General features: G+C 73.6%; 14 protein-coding genes. 8 read left to right on the forward strand and 6 right to left on the reverse strand.

What is annotated here, in order from left to right; genetic code table 11:
- Positions 1-7: 7 nt before the first annotated feature.
- The gene (locus FM110_RS01710) at positions 8-523 is read right to left on the reverse strand and encodes a mycothiol transferase (protein ID WP_087102064.1); all 516 of its coding nucleotides are present in this window, start codon (positions 521-523) and stop codon (positions 8-10) included.
- Between the two features lie 325 nt (positions 524-848).
- Here FM110_RS01710 and FM110_RS01715 point away from each other — a divergent pair, with 325 nt between their 5' ends.
- Complete coding sequence (locus FM110_RS01715) at positions 849-1,343, forward strand: DoxX family protein (protein ID WP_087102066.1); 495 nt, start codon at positions 849-851, stop codon at positions 1,341-1,343.
- A 118-nt stretch (positions 1,344-1,461) separates the two neighbouring features.
- Here FM110_RS01715 and FM110_RS01720 read toward each other — a convergent pair whose 3' ends face one another.
- The 3 genes from FM110_RS01720 to FM110_RS01730 form a co-directional block, all read right to left on the reverse strand.
- On the reverse strand, positions 1,462-3,333 hold the full coding sequence (locus FM110_RS01720) for a hypothetical protein (protein ID WP_087102069.1): 1,872 nt from the start codon (positions 3,331-3,333) through the stop codon (positions 1,462-1,464).
- A 92-nt stretch (positions 3,334-3,425) separates the two neighbouring features.
- Entirely contained in the window at positions 3,426-5,630 is a 2,205-nt protein-coding gene (locus FM110_RS01725) for an MMPL family transporter (protein ID WP_234991836.1), read from the reverse strand.
- 57 nt (positions 5,631-5,687) lie between these two features.
- Entirely contained in the window at positions 5,688-9,041 is a 3,354-nt protein-coding gene (locus tag FM110_RS01730; RefSeq protein WP_087102071.1) for an efflux RND transporter permease subunit, read from the reverse strand.
- 424 nt (positions 9,042-9,465) lie between these two features.
- Between FM110_RS01730 and FM110_RS01735 the strand changes: the two genes are divergently transcribed.
- Positions 9,466-12,417: a zinc ribbon domain-containing protein gene (locus tag FM110_RS01735; protein WP_143276205.1), complete on the forward strand. Its 2,952-nt coding sequence runs from the start codon at positions 9,466-9,468 to the stop codon at positions 12,415-12,417.
- Between the two features lie 124 nt (positions 12,418-12,541).
- On the forward strand, positions 12,542-13,915 hold the full coding sequence (locus FM110_RS01740) for an MATE family efflux transporter (RefSeq protein WP_407641020.1): 1,374 nt from the start codon (positions 12,542-12,544) through the stop codon (positions 13,913-13,915).
- Between the two features lie 150 nt (positions 13,916-14,065).
- Here the strand turns inward: FM110_RS01740 and FM110_RS01745 are convergent, their stop codons facing one another.
- Positions 14,066-15,229, reverse strand: coding sequence for a glycoside hydrolase family 5 protein (locus FM110_RS01745; RefSeq protein ID WP_087102077.1), 1,164 nt, complete (start codon positions 15,227-15,229; stop codon positions 14,066-14,068).
- 2 nt (positions 15,230-15,231) lie between these two features.
- Positions 15,232-16,584: a protoporphyrinogen/coproporphyrinogen oxidase gene (locus FM110_RS01750; protein WP_087102079.1), complete on the reverse strand. Its 1,353-nt coding sequence runs from the start codon at positions 16,582-16,584 to the stop codon at positions 15,232-15,234.
- Between the two features lie 363 nt (positions 16,585-16,947).
- Here FM110_RS01750 and FM110_RS13630 point away from each other — a divergent pair, with 363 nt between their 5' ends.
- From FM110_RS13630 to FM110_RS01775, 5 genes are read left to right on the forward strand one after another with little or no spacing between them, the layout of a single operon-like run.
- Positions 16,948-18,435, forward strand: coding sequence for a sugar transferase (locus FM110_RS13630; RefSeq protein WP_159457946.1), 1,488 nt, complete (start codon positions 16,948-16,950; stop codon positions 18,433-18,435).
- Positions 18,435-19,586 carry a glycosyltransferase gene (locus tag FM110_RS01760; RefSeq protein WP_087102081.1) on the forward strand — a complete coding sequence of 384 codons (1,152 nt, stop codon included), beginning with the start codon at positions 18,435-18,437 and terminating at the stop codon, positions 19,584-19,586. The genes FM110_RS13630 and FM110_RS01760 overlap by 1 nt, the downstream gene beginning before the upstream one ends.
- The gene (locus FM110_RS01765; protein WP_087102082.1) at positions 19,586-20,737 is read left to right on the forward strand and encodes a hypothetical protein; all 1,152 of its coding nucleotides are present in this window, start codon (positions 19,586-19,588) and stop codon (positions 20,735-20,737) included. Before FM110_RS01760 ends, FM110_RS01765 begins: the two co-directional genes overlap by 1 nt.
- Positions 20,734-21,885 carry a glycosyltransferase family 4 protein gene (locus tag FM110_RS01770; protein ID WP_087102084.1) on the forward strand — a complete coding sequence of 384 codons (1,152 nt, stop codon included), beginning with the start codon at positions 20,734-20,736 and terminating at the stop codon, positions 21,883-21,885. The genes FM110_RS01765 and FM110_RS01770 overlap by 4 nt, the downstream gene beginning before the upstream one ends.
- Positions 21,882-22,463, forward strand: coding sequence for a Wzz/FepE/Etk N-terminal domain-containing protein (locus FM110_RS01775; RefSeq protein WP_087102086.1), 582 nt, complete (start codon positions 21,882-21,884; stop codon positions 22,461-22,463). The genes FM110_RS01770 and FM110_RS01775 overlap by 4 nt, the downstream gene beginning before the upstream one ends.
- Positions 22,464-22,495: the final 32 nt, after the last annotated feature.

The raw sequence follows: 22,495 nt of genomic DNA on the forward strand, positions 1-22,495 counted from the left end.
GCCGCAGTCACTCCTGAGCGTCGAGGTCCATCCCGAGGACGTACGCCGCCTGCCCGATGTGCTGGGCGGCGTCGTCGACGATGCTCACCAGGCGCTGGCCGCGGGTGACCGGCGGATCCCAGGCCTCGTCGATGATCTCGCCGAGATCATCCTCCGCGAGAGTGCGGAGGTAGGCGATCATCGCGTCGGTGACGGCGCCGAGAAGCTCGACGAGCGCCGCCGGGTCCTCGACCCGGATGGACCGGGCCTGCTCGGGCGCATGCCCGTAGCCGACACCATCGCCCACCTCCCCCAGGTCCAGGCGGTCGCGGAAGCCCTGGGCCGTCCAGACCTCCTCCTCGCCGCTCAGCATGCTGAGCTGCACGTCCGCCTCCCGGGCGGCATGCCACAGGAGCCAGGCGATCGAGTTGTCGTGGCCGAGGGGGTGGAGGTTCAGCACCTCCGGGGTCAGGCGCTCGGCGATGTGCGCGACGGACTGCCGGGGGCGATCGGCGAGGTCGATGAGGATGTCGATGGCGTTCATAGCGCCACCGTAGGCGCTCCCCCTGACGGACGAGCCGGGAGCCGCACCCGCGACGCTGTCCACCCCGATCCACGACGGTTCGCACCAGGACGACCCCGCACCACGGCAGCACCGCACCGAGGCGACCCCGCACCAGGACGACCCCACGCCGCGTCCGTGCGACCGCTCACACTCCCCGGGACGCAGGGTTGAGGCGTGATTGAAGTTTCTCCTATCGTCGGGGGCCCGAGCACGACCCGCCGCACGACGCCCGCCGTCACCCCAGCGGCACCGCGCACCGCGCACCGCGCACCGCGCACTGCACCCCATCACCGGAGGACTTCCCATGGCCCACGCCGCCGCCCGCACCGCCAGCACGCTCCGCGACCTCGGCCTGCTCGCCGCCCGCATCGTCCTGGGCACGATCTTCATCGCCCACGGCTGGCAGAAGCTCACCGCATGGACGATCGCCGGCACCACCGAGGCCTTCGCCGGGATGGGCGTCCCCATGCCGCAGATCTCCGCGCCGTTCGTCGCGGGCCTCGAGCTCATCGGCGGCGCCCTGCTGATTCTCGGCGCCGCCACCCCGCTCGTCGGCCTCCTGCTCGCCGGGAACATGCTGGTCGCCGCCCTCATCGCCCACCTCGGCAGCGGCGTCTTCGTCGACGGCGGCGGCTGGGAGCTCGTCGGCGCGCTCGGCGCTGGCAGCCTCGCCCTCGCCGCCGCCGGTGCCGGTCGACTCTCCCTCGACCACGCGATCCTCGGCCGCCGCTCCACCGCGCGCCGCAGCCGCGCCGCCTCCGCATCGGCCGCGGGCTCCGCGGCCGCCAGCGCCGCCTGAGAGGCTCACCGCCCACCGCCCGCACCACCCACTGCCCTGAGGCGAACCGACTCTCGGGCGCGCCGCCCTCGGCGGACGACGGGCCGCACCGGATCGCCGGTGCGGCCCGTCATCGCGCTCAGCCCGCGTGCTCGAGGCGGGCGACGAGCTCTACGACGCGCGCGGCATGCTCGGCCTCGCCGCGCGCCTCCCATCCCGCCAGAGCGGTGCGCGCTGCCACCAGCGCGGCCATGCCCAGGCCCAGGCGGTCGAGCATCTCCGCCTCGCGGTCGGCCAGATAGACCTCCCAGAAGCCCCTGCGCTCCTGAGCGCCCTCGGGGGCCGCGGCGATCACGCGGCGGGCCTCGTCGCGGAGACGCGCGTGCTCCTCGCGCGCCTCCTTGTCGGCCCGCTCGCCGTCGAGCCGGGCCGCGGCGGCGAGGTCGGCCGCCAGCATCTGCCCGATGCGGGCGTCGACCTCGTGGTCCCACAGCTCGGAGGCCGGGAGCACGGGGCGCCCCGAGATGCGGTCGAGCCGCACGAGGATCCCCTGCGCCTCGCCCTGCGCCTCGTCGTGCAGTCCCACGTCGAGTGCCAGACGCACGACATCGCCACGGACGCTCAGCTCGATGCGCTGGAAGCGCTCGCGGTCGGCCCTGGTGGCCCCGAGGTCGTCCGCGAGCCAGCGCGCGTCGGTGGCCGCCCGGCGCAGGGCGGCGATGGCCTCGGCGGGGCGTCCCGCCAGGCGCAGGCCCTCCGCGCTCAGGCGGTCGATGCTCAGCAGGGCCCGGTGGTCGCGGTCGGCGCGGGCGATGCGCCGGGCCTCGGCGAGGAGATCGATCGCCTCCTCCGGGCGGCCGGCGTGGATGCGCTCGGCCGCGACGACGCGCAGGGCGCGGACGCGGTCGGAGGGATCGGGCAGGGTGCGCAGCAGGGACAGGAGGCGCCGGGCCGCGAACGCGGTCTCGCGGCGCAGGCCCGCCCGGTGCAGGTCCTCGACGAGCTCGCAGATGAGGTCGATGCGCGGCAGGGGCCGGTCGACGTCCTGCATGGCGATCAGCGCGACGACCGCATGGGACGCGGCGAGAGCGGGGGCGCTGTCGCGCAGGGCCTCGGCGAGGATGGTGTGGGCGCTCGTCCCGGAGCGCTCGACATCGACCGTCCCGCGGCGGCCCTCCCGCTCGGCGAGCTCCTCGAGCACCGTCCGCGCCTGGAAGACCGCCTCATCGGTCCTGCCCCGGCGCACCAGCACCTCCGCCAGGCGCAGCCGCAGCAGGGGGTCGGGGTCGCCGAGGATCAGGGACGCGGCCTCCGGGTAGGCCTCGAGGGCGGTCATCATCCGCCACTCCTCGGCCTCGAGCGCGCTCTCGTCGAGGTGGGCGCGGACGGGAGGGATCGGGCGCGACAGCCCCTGGACGACGGCCAGGACGGCCTCGTCGACGTCGTCCTCGGTCACCTGCGCGAGGGGGTCCTTGCGGCGGCGCCCGCGGGCGGGACGCGACGGGGCGGTAGGAGAGGACGGGGCGAATGCGCCTCCGTCGTCGTCGCCGGGCGCGGGGGCGGTCATGAGCCCCAGCTCGAGCATCGCCGCCTTCGCGTGCTCGCGGTACCCGGCGCCGTCGATGAGGGAGACCATCTCCCGCAGGATCTGCTCGGCCTCCTCATCGCGCCCCTCGGCCCGCCGGGCGAGCGCGGAGGCTCGCAGCAGCTCGATGCGCTCGGCCATCGGGGCGGGCTCATGGGCGAAGACGCGGGACAGGACGCGTGCCTCGCGGTGGCGGCCCTGCTCGGAGAGGTCGAGGATGCGGTGCGCCGCCCCCAGCACGGTGGTGGGGTGCGGCAGCGGCAGCGCCGGCGGGCGCAGGGCCGCGCGCAGGTCATCGAGGGTCGGCGGCACGGACAGCCCGGGCATGAACGGGGCCTCGGCGGGCAGGAGCTCGACCTCGGCCGGCGCCTCGGCGATGCGTCCGGTCCGCTCCCTCTCGGGGGAGGCGGAGCCGGGCGACGTCATGCCGAGGAATTTACCAAGCCTTGAGGAAGACTGGGAGGGCGGACCGCGCCCCGGCGACCCGCAATCACCCCGGAATCCGGGGCGCACCGGCGTCAGGCGCGCGGCACCTTCGCGGGCCACCAGATCCGGTCGCCGATGAGGATCGCCAGCGCCGGCACCAGGAACGTGCGCACCACCAGCGCATCCAGCAGCACGCCGAGCGCCACGATGATCGCCAGCTGCAGCAGGAACTGGATCGGCAGCACCACGAGCGCCGCGAAGGTCGCCGCGAGCACCACGCCCGCGCTCGTGATGACCCCGCCGGTCAGGCCCAGCCCCCGCAGCGTGCCCTCGCGCGTGCCGTGGACCAGCGACTCCTCGCGCACGCGCGTCATGAGGAAGATGTTGTAGTCGATCCCGAGCGCCACGAGGAACACGAACCCATACAGCGGCACCGTCGGGTCCGAGGCGTCCTGGCCGATCAGGCGGAAGATCACGGCCGAGATCCCCAGTGCGGTGCCGAAGCTCAGCACCGTCGTGGCCAGCAGCACGAGCGGGGCCACGAGGGAGCGCAGCAGCAGGGCGAGCATGATCGTGATCGCCACGAGGACGACGGGGATGATCACGCCGCGGTCCCGCTCCGCGGTGTCGTTCGTGTCGAGGTCCGTCGCGGTGGTGCCGCCGACGATCGCGTCCTCGGCCCCGCCGGCGCCGTCGAGGGCGGTGCGGATGTCCCGCACCGTGTCCTCCGCCTCGGCGGAGTCCGCGGCCGCTCCGAGAGTGGCCTCGAGCAGCACATCGCCCTCGGAGACCGTGGGCGCGGCCCCGGCGAAGGGCCCCTGGGCGGCGAGGGCACCGTTCTCGTCGACGGGGACGGTGCCCGACGGCGAGTCCTGAGAGGCCAGTGCGAGGGAATCGACGCCGTCGACCCCGCTCACCGCCGCGGCGATCGCGGGCAGGCTGTCCTCGGGGGCGATCACGTAGGTGGGAGTCCCGGTGCCGCCGGCGAAGTGCGCATCGAGCACCTCCTGGCCGTCGCGCGCCTGGCTCTGCCCGAGCACGAACTCGCTGGTGGGGACGCCGCTGGCGTTGAGCTGCGTGAGGCCCAGGCAGCCGACGGCCAGCAGCACTCCGACGATGGCCGCGATGCGCCCGGGCGCGGCGGCGATGCGGCGGCCGATGCCGGCCCACACGCCGCGCGCGTCGGGGCCCGTCACGACGGGATGGGCCGAGCCCGGCTGCGGGGTGCGCGGCCAGAACACGCGGCGGCCGACGAGCGCGAGCATGGCCGGCAGGAACGTGAGCGAGGTGAGCATCGCCGCGACGATGCCGACGGAGGCCACGGGTCCGAGCGCCGAGTTCGAGACGAGGTCGGACAGCATGAGGCACAGCAGTCCGACGATCACGGTGCCGCCGGAGGCGACGATCGGCTCGACCGTGCCGCGCAGCGCGGCCAGCGTCGCGCCCCATGCGGTCGGATGGTCGCGCAGCTCCTCGCGGTAGCGGGCGATGTACAGCAGGGAGTAATCGGTCGCGGCGCCGATGACGAGGATGAACAGGATCCCCTGGATCTGGCCGTTGATCGTGACGATCCCGGCCTGCGCGAGAGCGACGTTGACCAGCACGGCGGCGCACAGGGCCGTCATCGACGACAGCAGCACGAGCAGTGGCAGCAGGGGCGAGCGGTAGACGGCCACGAGGATCACGAGCACGACGGCCAGCGCGACCAGCAGCAGCACGCCGTCGATGCCGCCGAACGCGGCGGAGAGGTCGGCGGTGAAGCCGGCCGGGCCGGTGACCCAGGAGCCGAGGCCGTCGGGCAGGTCCTCAGCGGCGGATGCCTCGAGCGCCTCGACGGCGGTCTCGACGTCGGCGTCCGAGGGGATGGCGACGACCACCTGGGCGGCCTCGCCGTCCTCGGAGGGGATCGGGGGCGAGACCTCGATCCCGTCCGCGTCGCTTCCGGCCGCGTCGCCGATGGCCGCGGGCGCGTCGTCGGCGAGCGCCTGCAGGGCGGCGAGGTCGTCGGGGGTCAGGCCGCCGTCGCGCTCGGCGACGACGATCGCGGGGATCGCGTCGGAGCCGAGGAAGGCGTCGAGGCGGTCCTGCACCTGGGTGGACTCGGCCGAGGCGGGCAGGAAGGACGAGCGGTCGTTGGTGGCGACGTCGCTGATGCGCCCGAACGCCGGGCCGCCGAGTCCCGCGATCGTGATCCACACCAGCACGAGCAGTGCCGGGATCAGGATCCGCAGGGCCCGCGGCGGCGCGGGAGCGGGGGCGCGGTGGGTGTTCTCGGTGCCGGATCGCGCGCTCATCATCGCCCCATGCTCTCAGGCGGCGCCGAGGGCGCGGTTCCCAGGCCGGATCCGTGCGGGTCAGCGGCGGAACGGCAGATGCGGCCGGAACTGCGCCTTCGCGCTCGCCCGACGCCGTCCGCGCACCGGAGCAGCAGGGGCGTCGGCGCTCGCCGAGGGCTCCTCGCTCGCCCCCTCGGGATCGGCGCTCTCCGGGGCCTGGACCTGCTCGGTCTCCGCCTCCGCCGCGGCCTCGCGCAGGCGGCGGCGCTCCCCGCGGGCCTCCGTCATCCGGTAGAGCACCGGCACGATCACGAGGGTCAGCAGGGTCGAGGAGACGAGGCCGCCGATCACGACCACAGCGAGGGGCTGGGAGATGAAGCCGCCCTCGCCGGTGAGGCCGAACGCCATGGGCAGCAGCGCGAAGATCGTCGCGGCGGCCGTCATGAGGATGGGCCGCAGTCGGGTGGTGGCGCCCCGGACGAGGGCCTCGTCGAGCCCCATGCCAGCCCTCCGGTACTGGTTGACCAGGTCGATGAGCACGATCGCGTTGGTCACGACGATGCCCACGAGCATGAGCAGGCCGATCATCGACGGCAGCCCGAGCGGCACCCGGGTCAGGACCAGCAGGCCGAGGGCGCCGGTCGCCGCGAAGGGGATCGACACGAGTAGCACGAGCGGCTGGATGAGGGACTTGAAGATCCACACGAGCAGCACGTAGGTGAGCAGGACCGCGGCGAGCATCGCCAGGCCCAGCTGCCCGAAGGTCTCGTCGATCTCGGCCGCGGCGCCGCCGATGCTCGCGCTCGCCCCGTCGGGCAGGTCGACGGCGTCGATCGCGGCCTGCGCGGCCTGCGACGCCTCGCGCGTGGACTCCCCTGCCGGGGTCAGGGCGATGGTGACGGTCTCCCGGGTGTCCTGGGTGCGGATCTGCGGCCGCGAGGGCTTCTCCTCGACGCTCGCGACGTCGGTCAGGGGCATCCCGGCGATGGTCAGGGCCTGCAACTGCTGGTACGTCGTGACGGGTGCGGCCGATCCCAGGTAGATGCTGAGGTCCTGCCCGTCGAGCTGCACGGTGCCGATGGAGCTCGGTCGCAGCTGCTGGGCGACGAGGCCGACGACGGCCTGCTCGGTCAGCCCCCGCTGCGCGGCCTTGCCGCGGTCCACGGTGATGACGGCGGTGGGCTGGTCGGCCTCGAGGTCGGAGGACACCTTCTCGACACCCTCCGGCGCATCCCCGAGCTGCGCGAGGATCGCGTCGTTCGCCTGCTGGCGGGCCTCGGCCGTCGGCCCGGTGACGAGGATGTCGACGGTGGAGGAGCCGCCCATGCCCTCGGTGGCCTGCTCCTCGACGTCGCCGGGGTCGGGCAGGGTCTCGAGGGTGTCGAGGATGTCGGTGCGGACCTGCTCCTGATCGGCCTCGGGGTCGGTGGTGATCGAGTAGCTGATCTCGTTGCTGGCGCCGCCGCCCATGGCGGGGCCGAACGACGAGGCGCCGATGGTGGTCTGGACGGTCTGGACGCCCTCGATCTCCACGAGGGACTCCTCGGCCTCGGCGGCCTTGGACGACGTGTCCTCGAGGCTCGTGCCCGCCGGGAGCGTCTGGGTGAACGAGGCGAGGTTCTGCCCGGAGTCGCCCAGCAGGTTGATCTTCAGCAGGGGTGCGAGGAACGCGGTGCCCACCAGGACGAGAGCCGCGAGTCCCAGGGTCGCCAGGCGGTGACCGAGCGCCCAGGTGAGCACGGGGGTGTAGGCGCGGTGGAGGCGGGAATCGTGCTCCTTCTCCTCCGCCGCCGCCCGGATCTCCGCCTCCGCGGCGGTCGTCCCCGCAGCGGCCGTACCCGCGGCCGGGCGCGGGGAGCGCAGGAACCAGTACGCGAGGACGGGCACGATCGTGAGCGACACGAGCAGCGAGGAGAGCATCGCGATCGCGACGGTCAGGGAGAACGGCCGGAACAGCTCGCCGGTCATCCCGGAGACGATCGCGATGGGCAGGAACACGACCACCGTGGCGAGGGTGGAGCTGGTGACGGCGCCGGCGACCTCGCCGACGGCGTCGATGATCGCCCGGGTCCGGGCCTTGCCGTAGGACAGGTGGCGGGTGATGTTCTCGATCACCACGATCGAGTCGTCGACCACGCGGCCGATGGAGATGGTCAGGGCCGCGAGGGTGAGCATGTTGAGGGTGTAGCCCGCCACGAGCATCCCGATGAACGCCATGAGCAGCGACAGCGGGATCGAGATCGCGGTGACGATCGTGGGGCGCAGGGCCCGCAGGAACAGCAGGATCACGCCGATCGCGAAGAGCAGGCCCAGCAGGCCCTCCTCGGCGAGCGACACGATGGACTTCTTGATGAACGGCGCCTGGTCGAACACGACGTCGCTCTCGGCGTTCCCGCCCACGCCGGGCAGGGTCTTGTCGAGGGAGGACTCGACGCCGCGGGAGACGTCCACGACGTTGCCGTCGGCGGTCGCGGTCACGACCAGCACGAGCGATTCGCGGCCGTTGGTGCGGGAGATCGACGTGGCCTCCTGCTGGGTGCGTTCGACCGTGGCGACCTGGCCGAGGGTCACGACGTCCTCGACGGGGGCGTTCGGGGCCGCGCCCTGGGCGTCGGCCTGCTGCGCGTCCGCACCGCCCTCCCCGTCGCCCGTCGCCCCGTCGCCCGTCGCCCCATCCTGGGCGGTGCCCGATGACGGCATGACCACGATGGCCGCGAGGTCGTCGACCGACGCGATCCGCTGCCCGACCGTGACGTCGAGGGAGCGGCCGCCGTCGGTGACGGTGCCGCCGGGCACGGACAGCCCGGACGCGTCGATCGCGGCGGTGATGTCGGACTCGGCGAGGCCCGCGTCGGCGAGCTTCTGCGCATCCGGCGTGATGCGGACGATGTCGGTGGGAGCGCCCGCCAGCATGACGGAGGCGACGCCGTCGACGCGCTCGAGCTCGGGGATCACGTCGGAGTTCAGGCGCTGGGCGAGGACCGCGGGCTCCTCATCGGAGGAGACGGACAGGACCACCGCGGGGATGTCCCCGCTGCCGCCCGCGATGACCTGCGGATCCGCGTCCTCAGGCAGCTGGTCGTCGATGCGGGAGAGCGCGGCGTCGACCTGGTTGGCGCTGCGCGCAGTGTCCGTGCCGTAGGCGAGCTCGACCGTGACCATCGAGACGCCGGGCTGCGAGTCCGAGGACGTCGACTCGACGTTCTCGAGGCCGCGCACGGCTTGCTCGATCGGCCCGGACAGGCGCGAGGAGACCTGCTCGCTCGAGGCCCCGGGCTCGGCGGTCACGATCTGGATCTGCGGCAGCGAGATCGACGGGATGAGCTCCTGGCGCAGGGTCTTCATCGACAGGGCGCCGATGAGCGCCACCACGATGCAGACGAGGGCGATGAAGGAGCGGTTGGCGAGGCTGAGGTTCGCGAGGCGGCGCATGAGGACCTTCGGGCACGATGCCGTCGGCGCTGAGCGCCGACGAGGGGCGGAGCGACCGCGGAGCGCGCGGTCGGTCTCATTCGATCACGCGACCCTGACATCCGAGACCCTACGGAAGGAGGAGATCCGCGGGAGGAGGCGACCTGCGAGAGGGCCGTCGGCCCCGGCGGCTTCCGGTCCGCACAACGCGCCCTCCGCGCTACTGCCACGGCACCGCAGGGCTGTCACAAGGGCCGATGCAGTGACCATGACGTTCGCCCGATATTGCCAGCATTGCCGCTCTCGTCACATCTGGGCGTAGTCTTAGGGAGTTCTGGGAAAGCCGTGGGAATGCGCGAACCAGTGGATTCTCGCGGTGCTCGCAGATGCCATCCCCCGCACGATGCGCACGCGGCCGTGCCGGTCGCAGGACAGGACGATGACGGTGACCTCCCCTGATCAGACGCCCCCCGGGCCCGCGGAGGAGCCGACGCCGGCTGTCTCCGGCACGGCCCCCACCCCTCCGCTGGACGGCTCGGAGCTCCCCGAGGGCTACAACCGCCCGTCCCCCTCCGAGGCCCCGACCGGCAGCGCGGACTACGCCTGGGACGGCGCCGGCTCGGACGACACGACGACGACGCTGCCGGCGTTCGGGTCGGAGGCGCCGACCCACGAGATGCCGCCCGCACCTCCCGCATACACCGGCTCCCCCGCGCCGTGGTCAGGTGCATCGCCCGATGCGCCTCCGGCTCCGGGCGCCTATCCCCCCGCCTCGGCGGACCAGGTCCCGGACGGATACCCCGGTTCCCCCGCGGCGTTCTCCCCCGCCGCCGGTGCGCAGCAGTCCGCAGCCCCGGCCCCCGCCCCGTCAGTCGACCTCGCGGCCGTGGGCGTCAAGGCGACGGCCCTCGGCATCTCGAACCCCCTGCCGGCACTCGCCGTCGCGGGCGCCACCTGGGTCGGCGGCCTCGTGGCCGCGGTCATCACCCTGGTGCTCCTGAGCATCGTCGGCGCCGTCCTCGGCGGCAGCGGGATGTCCTCCTCGCCCCTGCCGAGCGAGCTCGAGGACGTCTCGGCGGGAGCAGGCACCCTGTTCGCCGCGCCCTTCCAGCTCCTCGCCCTCGCAGGTCTCGGGTCCTTCGGCGCCCGGATGGAGGTCCCTCTCATCGGGAACGCCTCCCTCTCGCTGCGCTTCATCCCGCTGCTGGCCACGCTGGCCCTCGTGCTGCTGCCGTACTTCGGGGCGCGCTTGGTGGTGCGCCGCCGCGGCCCCGCGCGGATCCTCGGCATCGCCGTAGAGGCGCTGCTGGCCGGCTTCGTCGTCGCCCTGCTGGTGACGCTCGGAGCCCTGATCTTCGCCGTGAGCGTCCCGCTCGAGGACATGGTCACGCTGCGCCTGCACGCCGCGGGCGCCGACTCCTTCTTCGGCACCTGGCTGATCGTCGGCGTCGCGTACGCCATCGGTCAGATCCTCGCCAGCCGGGGCCCCTCGCGCCACGGCCGCTTCACGGATCTCCTCGCTGGGGTGCGCCTGGCGATCCTGCACGCCGTGGTGTTCTCCGCCGTCGTGTTCGCCGGGATGTGGATCTGGGCGATCATCCAGTCGATCCGCGAGGGCGACGGCGTCATGCTCGCGATCGTCGGCCTGCCGCTGCTCGCGCTCGCCTTCCTCGGCCAGTTCATCGCCAGCGCCTGCGGCCTGGGCATGCTCGGCTCGCTCGTCGCCAGCGGCGGCCTCGGCTCCTTCGGCCTGGGCGGCACGGGCGTGGGGGCGACCCAGTACGCCTCGATCTTCTCGGCCCCCTGGTGGGTGTGGCTGCTCGTGCTGCTGGCCGGTCTCGTGGTGCTGGTCCTCATGTCCGCGATCTGGGGCGCCGGGCGCACGATCGTCCCGGGCGACCTGACCGCGAAGATCATCTCCTGGGCCGCGCTCCCCGCCGTGTACTTCGCCGGCGCCATCGCTCTGGCCATCCTCGCGCACGTCGGCTTCACCGCCTCCGCGGAGGGGGAGGGCACCGTCGGCGGCAGCCTGGGCCTGGCCCCCTGGGTGCCGTTCCTGGCGCTCCTGGTGGGAGGGGCCGTCGAGGGACTCTCCCGCCTGGTCTCCCCGCTGGTCGGCGGCATGGTCCCCGCCGTCGCCGAGCGCCTCGTGCGCGGCCGTGCCGACGCCGCGGCCCCGGTCTCCGGCGCCCCGTCCGTGCTGAGCCCGACCGGCGCAGCCTCCTCGGCCGCCCTCACGGGCGCCGCCGCCCCGGCCGCGATGCAGACGGGCTCCGCCGATGCGCAGACCGGCTCCGCGGCGTCGGCGTCAGGGCCCGCCCCGGCCGCCGCTCCCGTCCCGCTGGGCGGCGCCTCGCAGCGCGAACCCATGACCAAGGAGGCCAAGCGGCGCCTGCTGCTGATCCTCGGCCTGCTCGGCGCGGCCGTCGCGCTCGTGATCGCCGCGATCGTGGCGATCGTCGTGATGAGCTCGACGATCTTCTCGCCCAAGCACGAGGTCGAGTCCTACCTCGACGCCGTGACCGCGGGCGACTACGGGACCGCGGCGCAGATCGCTCAGCCGAACGCGCCGAACGCGAACCGTGTGCTGCTGACGGACGGCGTCGGCGCGAAGACCGAGAAGCGGATCACCTCGTACACGATCGACGATGTCGAGGTCTCCGAGGACACGGCCATCGTGACCGCGACCCTCGATCAGGACGGTCAGCGCACGCAGCGGACGTTCACCGTCGACCGCGCGGGCAACCGCTTCCTCGTGTTCCCGGAGTGGAAGCTCGGCGAGGTCGAGTACACATCGCTCTCCTTCTACGTCCCCCAGGGCGTCGAGAAGGTCACCGTGAACGGCGTCGAGGTCGAGGTCGCGAAGCTCGAGACGACGTCCGACGAGATGGGCTACGCGGTGGCGGCCCTGCCCGTGCTGCCGGGCACGTACGCCTTCTCCGGACCGGCGCTGGGCGAGTACATCGAGGCCGAGCCCGTCAGCACGACGGTCGCCGCGGACGGCGCCGTCGCTGATTCCAGCGGCGGGTACGTCTACCTGAACTACATCATCAACGATGCCGGTCAGAAGAAGGTCCAGGAGGACGTGAACGCCAAGATCGACGAGTGCGCCGCCACCGGACAGCCGGAGCCCAGCGGCTGCCCCCTCGACGCCTACGCGTACAACGCCACCTCGGGCACCTGGACCGTCACGTCCTACCCGGTCGTGACGCTCCAGCAGGGCGAGGAGGGCTCGTACTACCTGTCGACCGATTCCAACGGCGCGGCGACGTTCTCGTACACGTACGACTCGTTCGGCACGCCGACGCCGATGACGATGGAGGACTCCATCTCCGTCACCGGCACGGTCACGTACGACGACAAGGGCGAGCTCGTGATCGAGTACTCCGACTACTGATCGGAGACCCGGCCGCGCCGGGACGCCTGCACGACGCGGAGGGCGTCGGGACGACGAGCTCGTCCCGACGCCCTCCGAGCACCTGGGGGCAGGCCCCGCCATGCCCCCTGGGACACTGGAGGACGTGCCCACATCCCCCGTCCCCGCACCCGACCCCGACGCCGCCCCCTCGCCGCGCGCCGCCCGCACGATCGTCGACCGCGACATCCTGCGCCTGGCGATCCCCTCGCTCGGCGCCCTGGTGGCCGAGCCGCTGTTCGTCATGGCCGACTCCGCGTTCGTCGCCCGCATCTCGACCACGTCGCTCGCGGGCCTGGGCCTGGCCTCGACGGTCCTGACTACGGTCGTCGGCCTGTCGGTGTTCCTGGCCTACTCGACGACGGCCGGCGTGGCCCGGGCCTTCGGCGCCGGGAAGCACCGGGAGGCGATCTCCCGCGGCGTCGACGCGTGCTGGCTCGCGCTCTTCATCGGCACCGCGTGCGCCGCCCTCCTGCTGCTGGCCGGACCGTTCATCCTGGGCCTGTTCGGGCCCAGCGGCGGCGTGCTCGCCGAGGCCGCCGTGTATCTGCGCATCAGCGCCCTGGGACTGCCGGCGATGCTCGCCGTCCAGGCGGCCACGGGCCTGGTCCGCGGCCTGCAGGACGCTCGCCTGCCCCTGCTGGTGGCGGTCGGCGGGGCGCTCGCGAACATCCCGCTGAACGCGGCGCTGATCTTCGGCGCGGGCCTGGGCATCGCGGGCTCGGCGATCGGCACCGTCATCAGCCAGACGCTCATGGCCGCGGTGCTGCTCGCCGTCGTGGCCCGGGCAGCGCGCCGGGAGGGCGTCGCACTGCGCCCGCACGTCTCGGGCGTGGCGTCGGCGTGGAGCGAGGCGGTGCCGATGCTCCTGCGCACGGTGAGCCTGCGGGCCGTGGTGCTGGTGACGGTGCTGGTCGCGACCGGGCTGGGCGAGGTGCAGCTGGCCGCTCACCAGCTCGCCTCGACGGTGTTCAACCTGCTGGCCCTGGCGCTGGACGCGCTCGCCATCGCCGGGCAGGCCCTCGTGGGCCGGTACCTGGGCGCCGCGGATACGCGCACCGTGCACGCGGTGACGCGGCGGCTGATCACCTGGGGCGTCGGCGGCGGCGTGGTCGTCGGCCTGCTGCTGCTGGCGGCCTCCTACCTGGTGCCGTCCCTGTTCACTCCGGACACGGCGGTGCAGGAGAGCCTGCGGGCGGCGCTGTGGGTGCTCGTCATCGCCCAGCCGCTGGCGGGCTACGTGTTCGTGCTCGACGGCGTGCTCATGGGCGCCGGGGACGCCCCGTACCTGGCCCGCGCGGGCATGATCACCGCGGCGGCGGTGATGCCCGGGGCGGCGCTCGTGGCATGGTGGCATCCGGCCGGACCACTGGGGCTCGCGGCGCTGTGGGCCGCGTGCAACCTGCTGTTCCTGGCCGTGCGGGCGATCGCCCTGGGCATCCGGGTGCGGGGCGACGCGTGGATGCGGACGGGCGGCTGAGCGGCGCGCACCCGGAGGAGCGCAGAGCACGGGAGCCTGACGGGCCCCATCCCGGCAGGCCCCCGTACGGGGCGCGCTCGTTCAGCCCGGCGCGCCCGGCCCATCATGCGCCATCGACGCCCCTGACCGGGGACGACATGCCGCGGCCCCTCAGCCGTCGGCCGCTCGCGATGTCTCCTCCGCCGTCTCCTGCAGCAGACGGAACGCCGGGCGCTCGCGCCCCTCGGCGTCGAGCACCCCGAAGCGCTCGGTGTCGTCCTCCTGATCGCGCAGCGTGTAGAAGTGCACGCTGCGCGCCCTCGAGGCCGTGAGGGAGCGCAGGTAGCGCGCGTACGCGCCGGCCTGCTCGGCGACGGTCGAGCAGGCCGCGCAGGTCTTCACGCCGATCTCGCCCACGTGCACCGGCTTGCCGTAGCGCTCGGCGAGAACGTCCAGGTACTCCACCAGATGCACGAGCGCGGACGATCCGGTCTCGGGGTAGGCGTCGACGGTGATCGCGTCCAGATGCGGGGCCAGCACGTCCAGCAGCGTGGTCCACCGCTCGAGGATCGCGGCATCGACCGGGAAGCCGTACAGGTTGGTCGTGACCTCCGAGCCCGGCATGACGGCATGGATCGCCTCGCGGACGGCGCCGAGCAGCGCCGCGAGCCGATCCACATAGTCGGGTCGCGCGAGCGGGTCGAGCATCTCGTAGGTGCGGAAGTCGGACCCGTCGGGCTCGTTGAGGATCTGCCACTGCGGGGTCCGGGGGGCGACCGCGGCGGCGAGCGCACCCCAGTACGACGCCATGACCTGCGGCAGCAGGGCGTCCGGGAGGTCCTCATGGGGGTAGACGCCGATGCCCATCGCGCAGACCGCCAGGCCGTGCTCGGCCGCGGCGTCGAGGGCCGAGACGATCACGCCCGTCCACGCCTCGTCGAGCACCACGGGACCGACGACGGCGCCCCCGCGCACGCCCCAGTCCGCCGCCGATTCGTGGATCGGGAGGCTGAAGCGCACCGAGCCGAGCCCGAGGTCCCGGACCACCCGGAGGTCCTCCTCGAAAGGCTCCATCGCATCGAGCACGGGGCCGCGGATCGTGAAGCCGAAGCGGGTGAGGTCCTCCGCCGCGAGCTCCGGGATCCGGACGCCCTCGAGCCCCGCCGGGGCCCGCGTCGCCAGGTGCGCGGCCGCCGCTCCCCCTGCAGCGACCGCGCCGGCGAGCGCGGCTCCGGTCAGCAGGGTCCGGCGCCCGGGGCCGCGACGACCGGGCTCGGGGTGCTCAGGCGCAGGGTGCTCAGGCGCAGGATGTTCGGGCGCCGTCTCCGCGGTCATCGTCAGTACTTCTCCGGCTCCCAGAGCACGTCCTCGACCGCCCCGGTGAGCGCGGCGTCGACGGCCTGGATCCCCTGGGCCCAGGAATAGTCCTGGTTGCAGGACTCGTAGCGCCAGCCGCCGAAGCGGCCGCGGCTGCGGATGTCATGGGTCAGGAGCTCGGCGTCGGCGTCGCGGAGGAGGGCGTCGCGGCCCAGGGTGGGGACCGGGTAGGCCATGGGGATGTCCGTGCTCCACGTGGTCACGAGCGCCGAGGGATCGGCGCCGAGGATCGCGAGGGAGTCGATGCAGGCGGCCGTGGCGTCCTCGGTCGACCAGCGCCGGCCGCCGACGGCCTCCATGTCGGGGACCTCGACGAGCATGCTCCAGCAGCCCTCGGGGGAGGTCCCGGGGTCGTAGGTGCTCATGACGGTGCCGCGGTACCACGGCACATCGCGGTCGGGGCAGTACAGCCAGGTCATGCCGCGCAGGGCGGCGGGGACCTCCCCGCGGTAGCCGAGTCCGATCGCGGTCCCGGAGCTCGCGCGCAGGAGCGCGGCGTCGTCGTCGCGCCCGATCTGGCGCAGCATCCAGGTCATCGGGGCGGTCGAGATGAGGTGCCGGTACCGGACCTCGGTGCCATCGGACAGGAGCGCCCGGTGCCCCTGGACATCGAGGGAGTCGACGCGCACGCCGAACCGGAAGGCCTCGGGCCGGGCCTGGGTCTCGATGATCCGGCGCCAGAGCTCCCCCGTGCCGCCCCGGGGGTAGGGGAAGGTCTCGGCGGAGCGCACGAAGTCCTTCGCGAGCGTGAGACGGGGCACGTTGCGGCTGCTGCCACCGCTGCGCAGCGAGGTCCAGGCGTGGTCGACCTCCTCGAGCGGGATCGTCCACATCTTCTCGTTGTAGCCGGTGAAGAAGCGGTCGACGAGGTCCTGGCCGAAGGAGTTGCGGTAGTACTCCGCCAGGTTCGCCGCGGGCGCGTGCGGGTCGATGTCCTCGGGGATCGCGTCGAGCTGGGCCTGCAGGGGCGCCGGCACGAGGGAGTCGGGGTCGTCGCCGCGCAGCCACACCCAGCCGTTGCGCAGCACCTGGTTCATGGGGGCTCCGGAGGCCTCGACGGCCGCGTCGAAGCTCGGGAAGTGGCTGTGGATCACGTGCCCGCCGAGGTCCCACGCGAATCCGGAGTCGTCGGAGAACGTGCCGGCCATGCCGCCGGGCGCGTCGAAGGCGTCGACCACGAGGTGGTCGGTCCCGGTCTCGGCGAGCCGGACCGCGGCGCCGATACCGGTGGGGCCAGCGCCGATCACCAGGACGTCGGTGCTCAGGAGACCGTCGCCTCGGCGAGGGTCGTCGGTGCGATCGCTGGCGGTCATGCTGCCTCCCTTGGACGGCGACGGGCGCCTGGCCGTGCGGTCCCCGCGCCTGCGGACGGTGCTGCGCGGCGTCCGCCGGGCGCGACCCTATCGGCCCTGCCTCCCCGCGCGCCGCGCCCTGTGACGCACCTCCCCCGCGATGCGTGAAGGACGCCACGAATGCAGACACGACACGGTGCCAAATGGTTGAGTATTGTACGGCACGGACAAGCGGCACCTGGCTCTCCCCGTGGATCGTCACACGCCGGATTCCCCGCATCATGCCGTGCTTCCCGCGCGCACGGTCCGCTCCCCGGATTCCCAGCTCCCCCTCGGATCCGGTGCTCGCCTTCTCCGAACGTCCCCGTCCCGAAGCGTAGAGACATGACCGCCACACCGCCGCACCTCGTTCAGGACCGTCCCGCCGATCACCCGGCCCCCGTCCCCGAGCCCACTGACGATCCGGTCGCCGTACCGGCTCCGACGGCCCCCGACGCTGCGCGTCCGGTCGCCTCCCGCATCCGCGTCACCGCCGCCGCCCGCGCCGTGGAGGGGCTCTCCGCATTCACCCACGGCCCCGGCTCCCCGCGACGCCGAGCGCTCCTGTCCACGCTCCTCGTGATCGCCGTGATCGCCGCGATCTCCGGCATCGTCCTCGCGATCGGCGATCTCGATGCCCGGGCGTTCCGCCTCCTGCTGCTCTTCGACGCGGCGTTCTTCATCCTGACCCTGTCCACGGGCATCAACCGCACCATCCGCAGCGCCTGGACCGCGATCCGCTCCCCGCTGCTGTCGATGCAGATCCTGGCCGTGGGCCTCTCTCTGGTGTTCCTCGCGGGCGTCGACCTGGCCTCGCTGCGCGGCCTGCTCGAGATCGGCATCGGCACGGGCGTGGTGCTCGCCGCCCTGCGCCTGGCGATGCACGTGATCTTCCACCCTCGTGTGGTCGCGGTGACCACGCACAAGGAGCCCGGACCCGCCTCGCCGCGGGACCGCGCACGGATCTACGCGGTCGTCGATGCCGCGGACGCATCGCAGGCGGACCTCGTCGAGGCGACGATCCGCGCCGTCGACCGCGTCCACGCCGACGTCGTGCGCGTGGACGGCAGCATGAGCCCGGAGGCGCTGACCCAGCTGAGCTGGGGCCTGCGCTCGCGCGAGATCCCGCTGCAGCTCGACCTCATCGCCGGGACGGTGACCCCCAGCCGCGTGGTCGCGACCGAGCGAGGGGGCGGCTCGCTGCTCGTCGCCCCGCCGCAACCTTCCCTGCTGACCCACGGGATCAAGCGCGCGATGGACATCCTGGGGTCCGCGTTCCTCATCTTCCTGCTCTCGCCGCTGCTGATCGTCACGGCGATCGCCGTCAAGGCCACCGACGGCGGCCCGATCATCTACCGCCAGGAGCGGGTGGGCATGGACGGCGAGCCGTTCGGCATCTTCAAGTTCCGCACCATGGCCGTCGACGCCGACGCCCGCCTCCAGCAGCTGCTGCGTGAGCAGAAGACCGACGGCACGCCGCTGTTCAAGGTGCAGAACGATCCGCGCCTGACCCGGATCGGCAGCTTCCTGCGGCGCTACTCGATCGACGAGCTGCCCCAGCTGTTCAACGTCCTGCTGGGCACGATGAGCCTGGTGGGCCCACGCCCCCAGCGCGACGCCGAGGTGGCGCTGTACACCGGCACCGCCGACCACCGCCTGGGCGTTCGCCCGGGCATGACTGGCCTGTGGCAGGTCTCGGGCCGCTCGAACCTCTCGTGGGAAGAGGCCCAGCGCCTCGACGTGTTCTACGCGCACAACTGGTCGATCGGGCTGGACCTGTCCATCTTCCTGCGCACCTTCAAGGCCGTGCTCGGCAAGGACGGCGCGTACTGATGCGCATCCTCCATCTGATCCACGCGACGACGTTCGGCGGGGTCGAGGCCGCCGCCGAGCACCTGCGGCGCGCGCTCGGCAGCGGTCGTCCCGACGCCGCCGCGCAGGGCACCGTCGAGCAGGGCGCCGTCGAGCACCGGAATGCCGCGCACGAGGACATCTCCTACACCGTGGCGGCCCTCGCGGGCGCGCCGGCGGGGCAGCAGGCCGTCGAGGCCGACATCGCGGGCGAGGGCGTCAACAGCCCCCGCGCGGCACTCCGCCTGCTCCGCGAGGTGCGGCGCACCCGTCCGGACGTGCTGGTCACGTCGCTGTGGCGCGTCGTCGCCCTGGGGCCCCTGGCCCGCCGTCTCTCCCCCGGGACCCGCTGGGTCGCCTGGGTGCACCTGTCGCAGTACACGAACGCCGCCGATCGGGCGGTCCACCAGTGGGCCCTGCCCCGCGCCGACCTCATCCTGTGCGACTCCGACGCCTCCTACGAGGCGATCGTACGGCCCGCGCTCGCCCGCGCCGGCGCCGCCGTGCCGCTGCGCATCGTGCGCCCCGAGTCGACCCCCCTGGTCGCAGACGGCCCCGGCCGCACGGCCCCCGCCTACGACGAGCCGCTGCGGCTCGTGTTCTGGGGCCGCATGGCGCGCCAGAAGCGGCTGGACCTCGTGATCGAGCTGGCAGACGAGATCGGGCGGCGCCGCGAGGCCGGTGTCGAGCTGCTCATCGCCGGGCCTGACGACGGCGAGCGGGAGGCCCTCGAGGCCCGCGCCGCCGCCGGTCCGGGCACCGAGATCACGTTCTCCGGCCCGCTGGATCGCGACGGCGTGGCCGCCGCGGCCTCCTGGGCGCACATGTACGTGCAGCTCTCGGACTTCGAGGGATTCGCGATGGCCGCGCACGAGGCTCTCGCCGCGGGCATGGTCTGCGTGCTGACCCCCGTCGGCGATCTCGCCGTCGACGTCACCGACGGCGTCGATGCGATCCTCCATGCCGGAGACGTGCCCGCGACCGCGGACCGCGCGATCGCCCTGGCGGCGGACCCTGCAGCGTTCGACTCCCTGGGCCGGGCCGCGCGCTCCACCGCGACCTCGACCTTCGCCGACGACTTCGCGGCCGCCTGCCGCGACGCGGTCCGCGGCACCGGGGGCGGCGAGGCCTGATGGCGATGCGGGGTCTGGGCAACCAGCTGGCGGTGGTGGTCATCGCCGGCTGCGCGATCGTCGCCGCGCCCTGGATGCGCGGGATCCTCCCCGGGCAGTTCCTGCTCGACGACGCGCATCTGCGCGACTCCATCGCCGGGAACCTGCTGCTGGGCGACGCCGAGGGGTTCGTCGCGGTGGCCGGCTACTACCGCGCGCTCGGGCTCGCGGGCTCGCCGCCGGCCGCGGCCCTCGTGGCGATCGTGCTGTTCACCGCAGCGATCTTCCTGGCGATCGGCTGGGAGCGCCTGCGCGATCTCGACGTGATCGGGCTCGGCGCCATCGGGGCCTCGTACGTGCTGGCCCTGGCCTACCTCGCGCAGTACTCCAAGGAGCTGTTCACGCTGGCCGTGGTGACCGCGGCCCTCGCGATGCCCCGCAGCCGGTGGGGCGATGCGGGCATCGTGCTCGCGTGCCTGGCCTACGCGGGGACGGTCCGCTCGTACTGGGTGATCATCGCCGTCCTGTTCGTCCTCTGGCGGATCGCCCTGGCCCGGCTGCGCCAGCCCCTCCTGCTCCTGCTCGTACCGGTCCTCGCCTATGCGGCGATGGCACCGGTGTTCGACGCGATGCTGGGCGGTCTGCAGTCCCAGCGGGAATGGGCCAACGCGGAGCGCGCCTCGACCTCCGACGCCGCCTCGCTCATCCAGAGCCCGATCCCGGGCGCCACCGGGGTGCTCGGCGTCGTGTCCGCGCTCATCATGGTGGTGCTCCTCATCGCGCCGGTGCCGCTGGCCGCGAGCGGCTCCCCGTACCACGTGGCGAGCGCCGCGCTGATCCTGGGCATCTGGTGCGTCGCGCTGCATCCGGTGGTCACCGGGCGTTTCGGCGCACGACCGGCCGTGATGAGCGTCCGGGCCGCCCGCGCCGCGTCCCTCCTGCTGTCCCTGCTGCTGGTGCAGTCCCTCTTCGAGCCCGACTACGGCTCCTACCTCAAGCACCTCACGCCGATGCTCCCCCTCGTGATCGCCCTGCTCCCGGCCGCCTCCTCGACGCGGCCCGGCAGCGCCGCCGACGCCCCCGTCGGAGCCCCCGACGGCGTCGGGGGCTCCGACCCCGGCACCGCCACGCCCGCCCCGTCCTCGACCGCCCCCGCAGGAGGCCGCCCGTGACCGTCCGCATCCTCCACGTCACCGACGCCTCGTCCTCCGGCGTGCTCGCGGCCGTGACCTCGTTCGCCCGCGCCCAGGCCGCCGAGCCCGGTGTCGAGGCAACCTTCGCCTATGTGCCGCGCCACGACTCCCCGGAGCTGTCCGCGATCCAGGAGATGGCCTCCCCGGCCGTGCGGGTCGAGCGCCTCACCGCCTCCGCGCGCGCTGCCGTCCCCGTCCTCGCAGCGCGCCTGCCGCTGCTGCTCGCACGCGGCCGCTACCACGTCATCCACGTCCACTCCTCGCGGGCCGGGCTGCTGGGCCGCATCGCCGCGCTCGTCACCGGTCGGCGCTCCCGCGCCGTCTACTCGCCCCACTGCTTCGCCTTCGACCGCACCGACGGAGCGGCCGCGAAGCTCGCGGTCTTCCGCGGGCTCGAGCAGGCAGGCACCCTGGTCGGGCCGCGGCTCGTGCTGTGCTCGGCCTCGGAGGAGGAGCTGGCCCGGCGCACCCTGCCGGGCGTCCGCACCGCCGTCCTCGCCAACTCCGTCGACACCCGGGCCCTGTCCGACCTGGCCCAGCGCGTCCGCGCCGAGCGCCGGACCGCGGGCGCCGAGCGCCCCCTCCGGATCGTCCACGTCGGCAGGATCGCCGCGCAGAAGCGCCCGGCCGAGTTCGCCCGCATCGCCGCGGACTGGACCCGCCGCGCCGGCAGCGATCCCGACGCCCTCCCGGCCGCGGAGTTCCGCTGGCTCGGCGAGGGGGACCGCGCGCTGCTCGGGCCCGAGGTCTCCGTCAGCGGGTGGCTCTCGCCCGCACAGCTCCACGCCGAGCTCGCCGAGGCCGACCTGATGCTCTTCACCTCCGCCGGCGAGGGCATGCCGATCTCGGTCATCGAGGCCCAGGCGATGGGCGTCCCCGCCGTCGGGCACGCCGTCACCGGCGTCACGGACGTGGTCCGGGACGCCACCACCGGAATCCTCGCGGAGGGCACCGACGAGCTCGCCGTCGCCCTCGAGCGCCTGGCCCGGGACACCGACGAGCGCAGCCGCATGTCCGAGGCCGCCGCCGCCCACGCGCGGACCTCGTTCGACACCTCAGACCTGGCCGCGCGCTCGTTCGCGGCCTACCGGACCATCGGAATCGACCTCACAGGAGACCACTCATGAGCACCGACGCCCTCTGGCACACCCTCCACACCTCCTGGTGGCTGATCGCCCTCGGAGCGCTGATCGGCGCGCTCCTGGCGGCGGGCGCCCTGATGGTCGCCCCCAAGAGCTACTCCTCGACGTCGACGGTGCTGGTGACCGCCGCCCCCGTGGACCCGGCCTCGACCGAGGACACCCTCGACTTCGCGCAGAAGCGCCTCCCCAACCTGGTGCAGATGGCCGGCTCCGGCGAGAGCCGCGCCCAGATCGCCGCGGCCGGAGGGATCGATGAGTCCGCCGTGGACTCGGCCGTCTCGTACGACATCCCCGAGGAGACGACGGTCATCGAGGTCACCGCCTCGGGCGAGACCGCCGAGGGCGCGCAGTCGCTGTCCGACGCCGCAGCGCAGACGCTCGTGCAGCACGCCGCGGACTCCTCCACGCAGGGCATCACGATGAGCGCCGAGGTGCTCGATGCGGCCGGCACCGGCGAGGTCGCGTCCCCGGGCCTGCCGATCGCGCTGGTCACCGGCGCGCTCCTGGGAGCCCTGCTCGGTCTCGTGCTCGGCCTCGTCCGCGGGGCCCGGCGCCGGGTCTGATCCCGCGGCCCCTGCCCCAGCCCCCTCCGTCC

Source organism: Brachybacterium nesterenkovii, from assembly GCF_900163655.1.
Lineage (GTDB): Bacteria > Actinomycetota > Actinomycetes > Actinomycetales > Dermabacteraceae > Brachybacterium > Brachybacterium nesterenkovii.

Excerpts from the sequence above, each read along its gene's own strand:
- FM110_RS01710 (WP_087102064.1), bottom strand. The coding sequence starts at position 523 with ATGAACGCCATCGACATCCTCATCGACCTCGCCGATCGCCCCCGGCAG.
- FM110_RS01715 (WP_087102066.1), top strand. The coding sequence starts at position 849 with ATGGCCCACGCCGCCGCCCGCACCGCCAGCACGCTCCGCGACCTCGGC.
- FM110_RS01720 (WP_087102069.1), bottom strand. The coding sequence starts at position 3,333 with ATGACGTCGCCCGGCTCCGCCTCCCCCGAGAGGGAGCGGACCGGACGC.
- FM110_RS01725 (WP_234991836.1), bottom strand. The coding sequence starts at position 5,630 with ATGATGAGCGCGCGATCCGGCACCGAGAACACCCACCGCGCCCCCGCT.
- FM110_RS01730 (WP_087102071.1), bottom strand. The coding sequence starts at position 9,041 with ATGCGCCGCCTCGCGAACCTCAGCCTCGCCAACCGCTCCTTCATCGCC.
- FM110_RS01745 (WP_087102077.1), bottom strand. The coding sequence starts at position 15,229 with ATGACCGCGGAGACGGCGCCCGAACATCCTGCGCCTGAGCACCCTGCG.
- FM110_RS01750 (WP_087102079.1), bottom strand. The coding sequence starts at position 16,584 with ATGACCGCCAGCGATCGCACCGACGACCCTCGCCGAGGCGACGGTCTC.
- FM110_RS13630 (WP_159457946.1), top strand. The coding sequence starts at position 16,948 with ATGACCGCCACACCGCCGCACCTCGTTCAGGACCGTCCCGCCGATCAC.
- FM110_RS01760 (WP_087102081.1), top strand. The coding sequence starts at position 18,435 with ATGCGCATCCTCCATCTGATCCACGCGACGACGTTCGGCGGGGTCGAG.
- FM110_RS01765 (WP_087102082.1), top strand. The coding sequence starts at position 19,586 with ATGGCGATGCGGGGTCTGGGCAACCAGCTGGCGGTGGTGGTCATCGCC.
- FM110_RS01775 (WP_087102086.1), top strand. The coding sequence starts at position 21,882 with ATGAGCACCGACGCCCTCTGGCACACCCTCCACACCTCCTGGTGGCTG.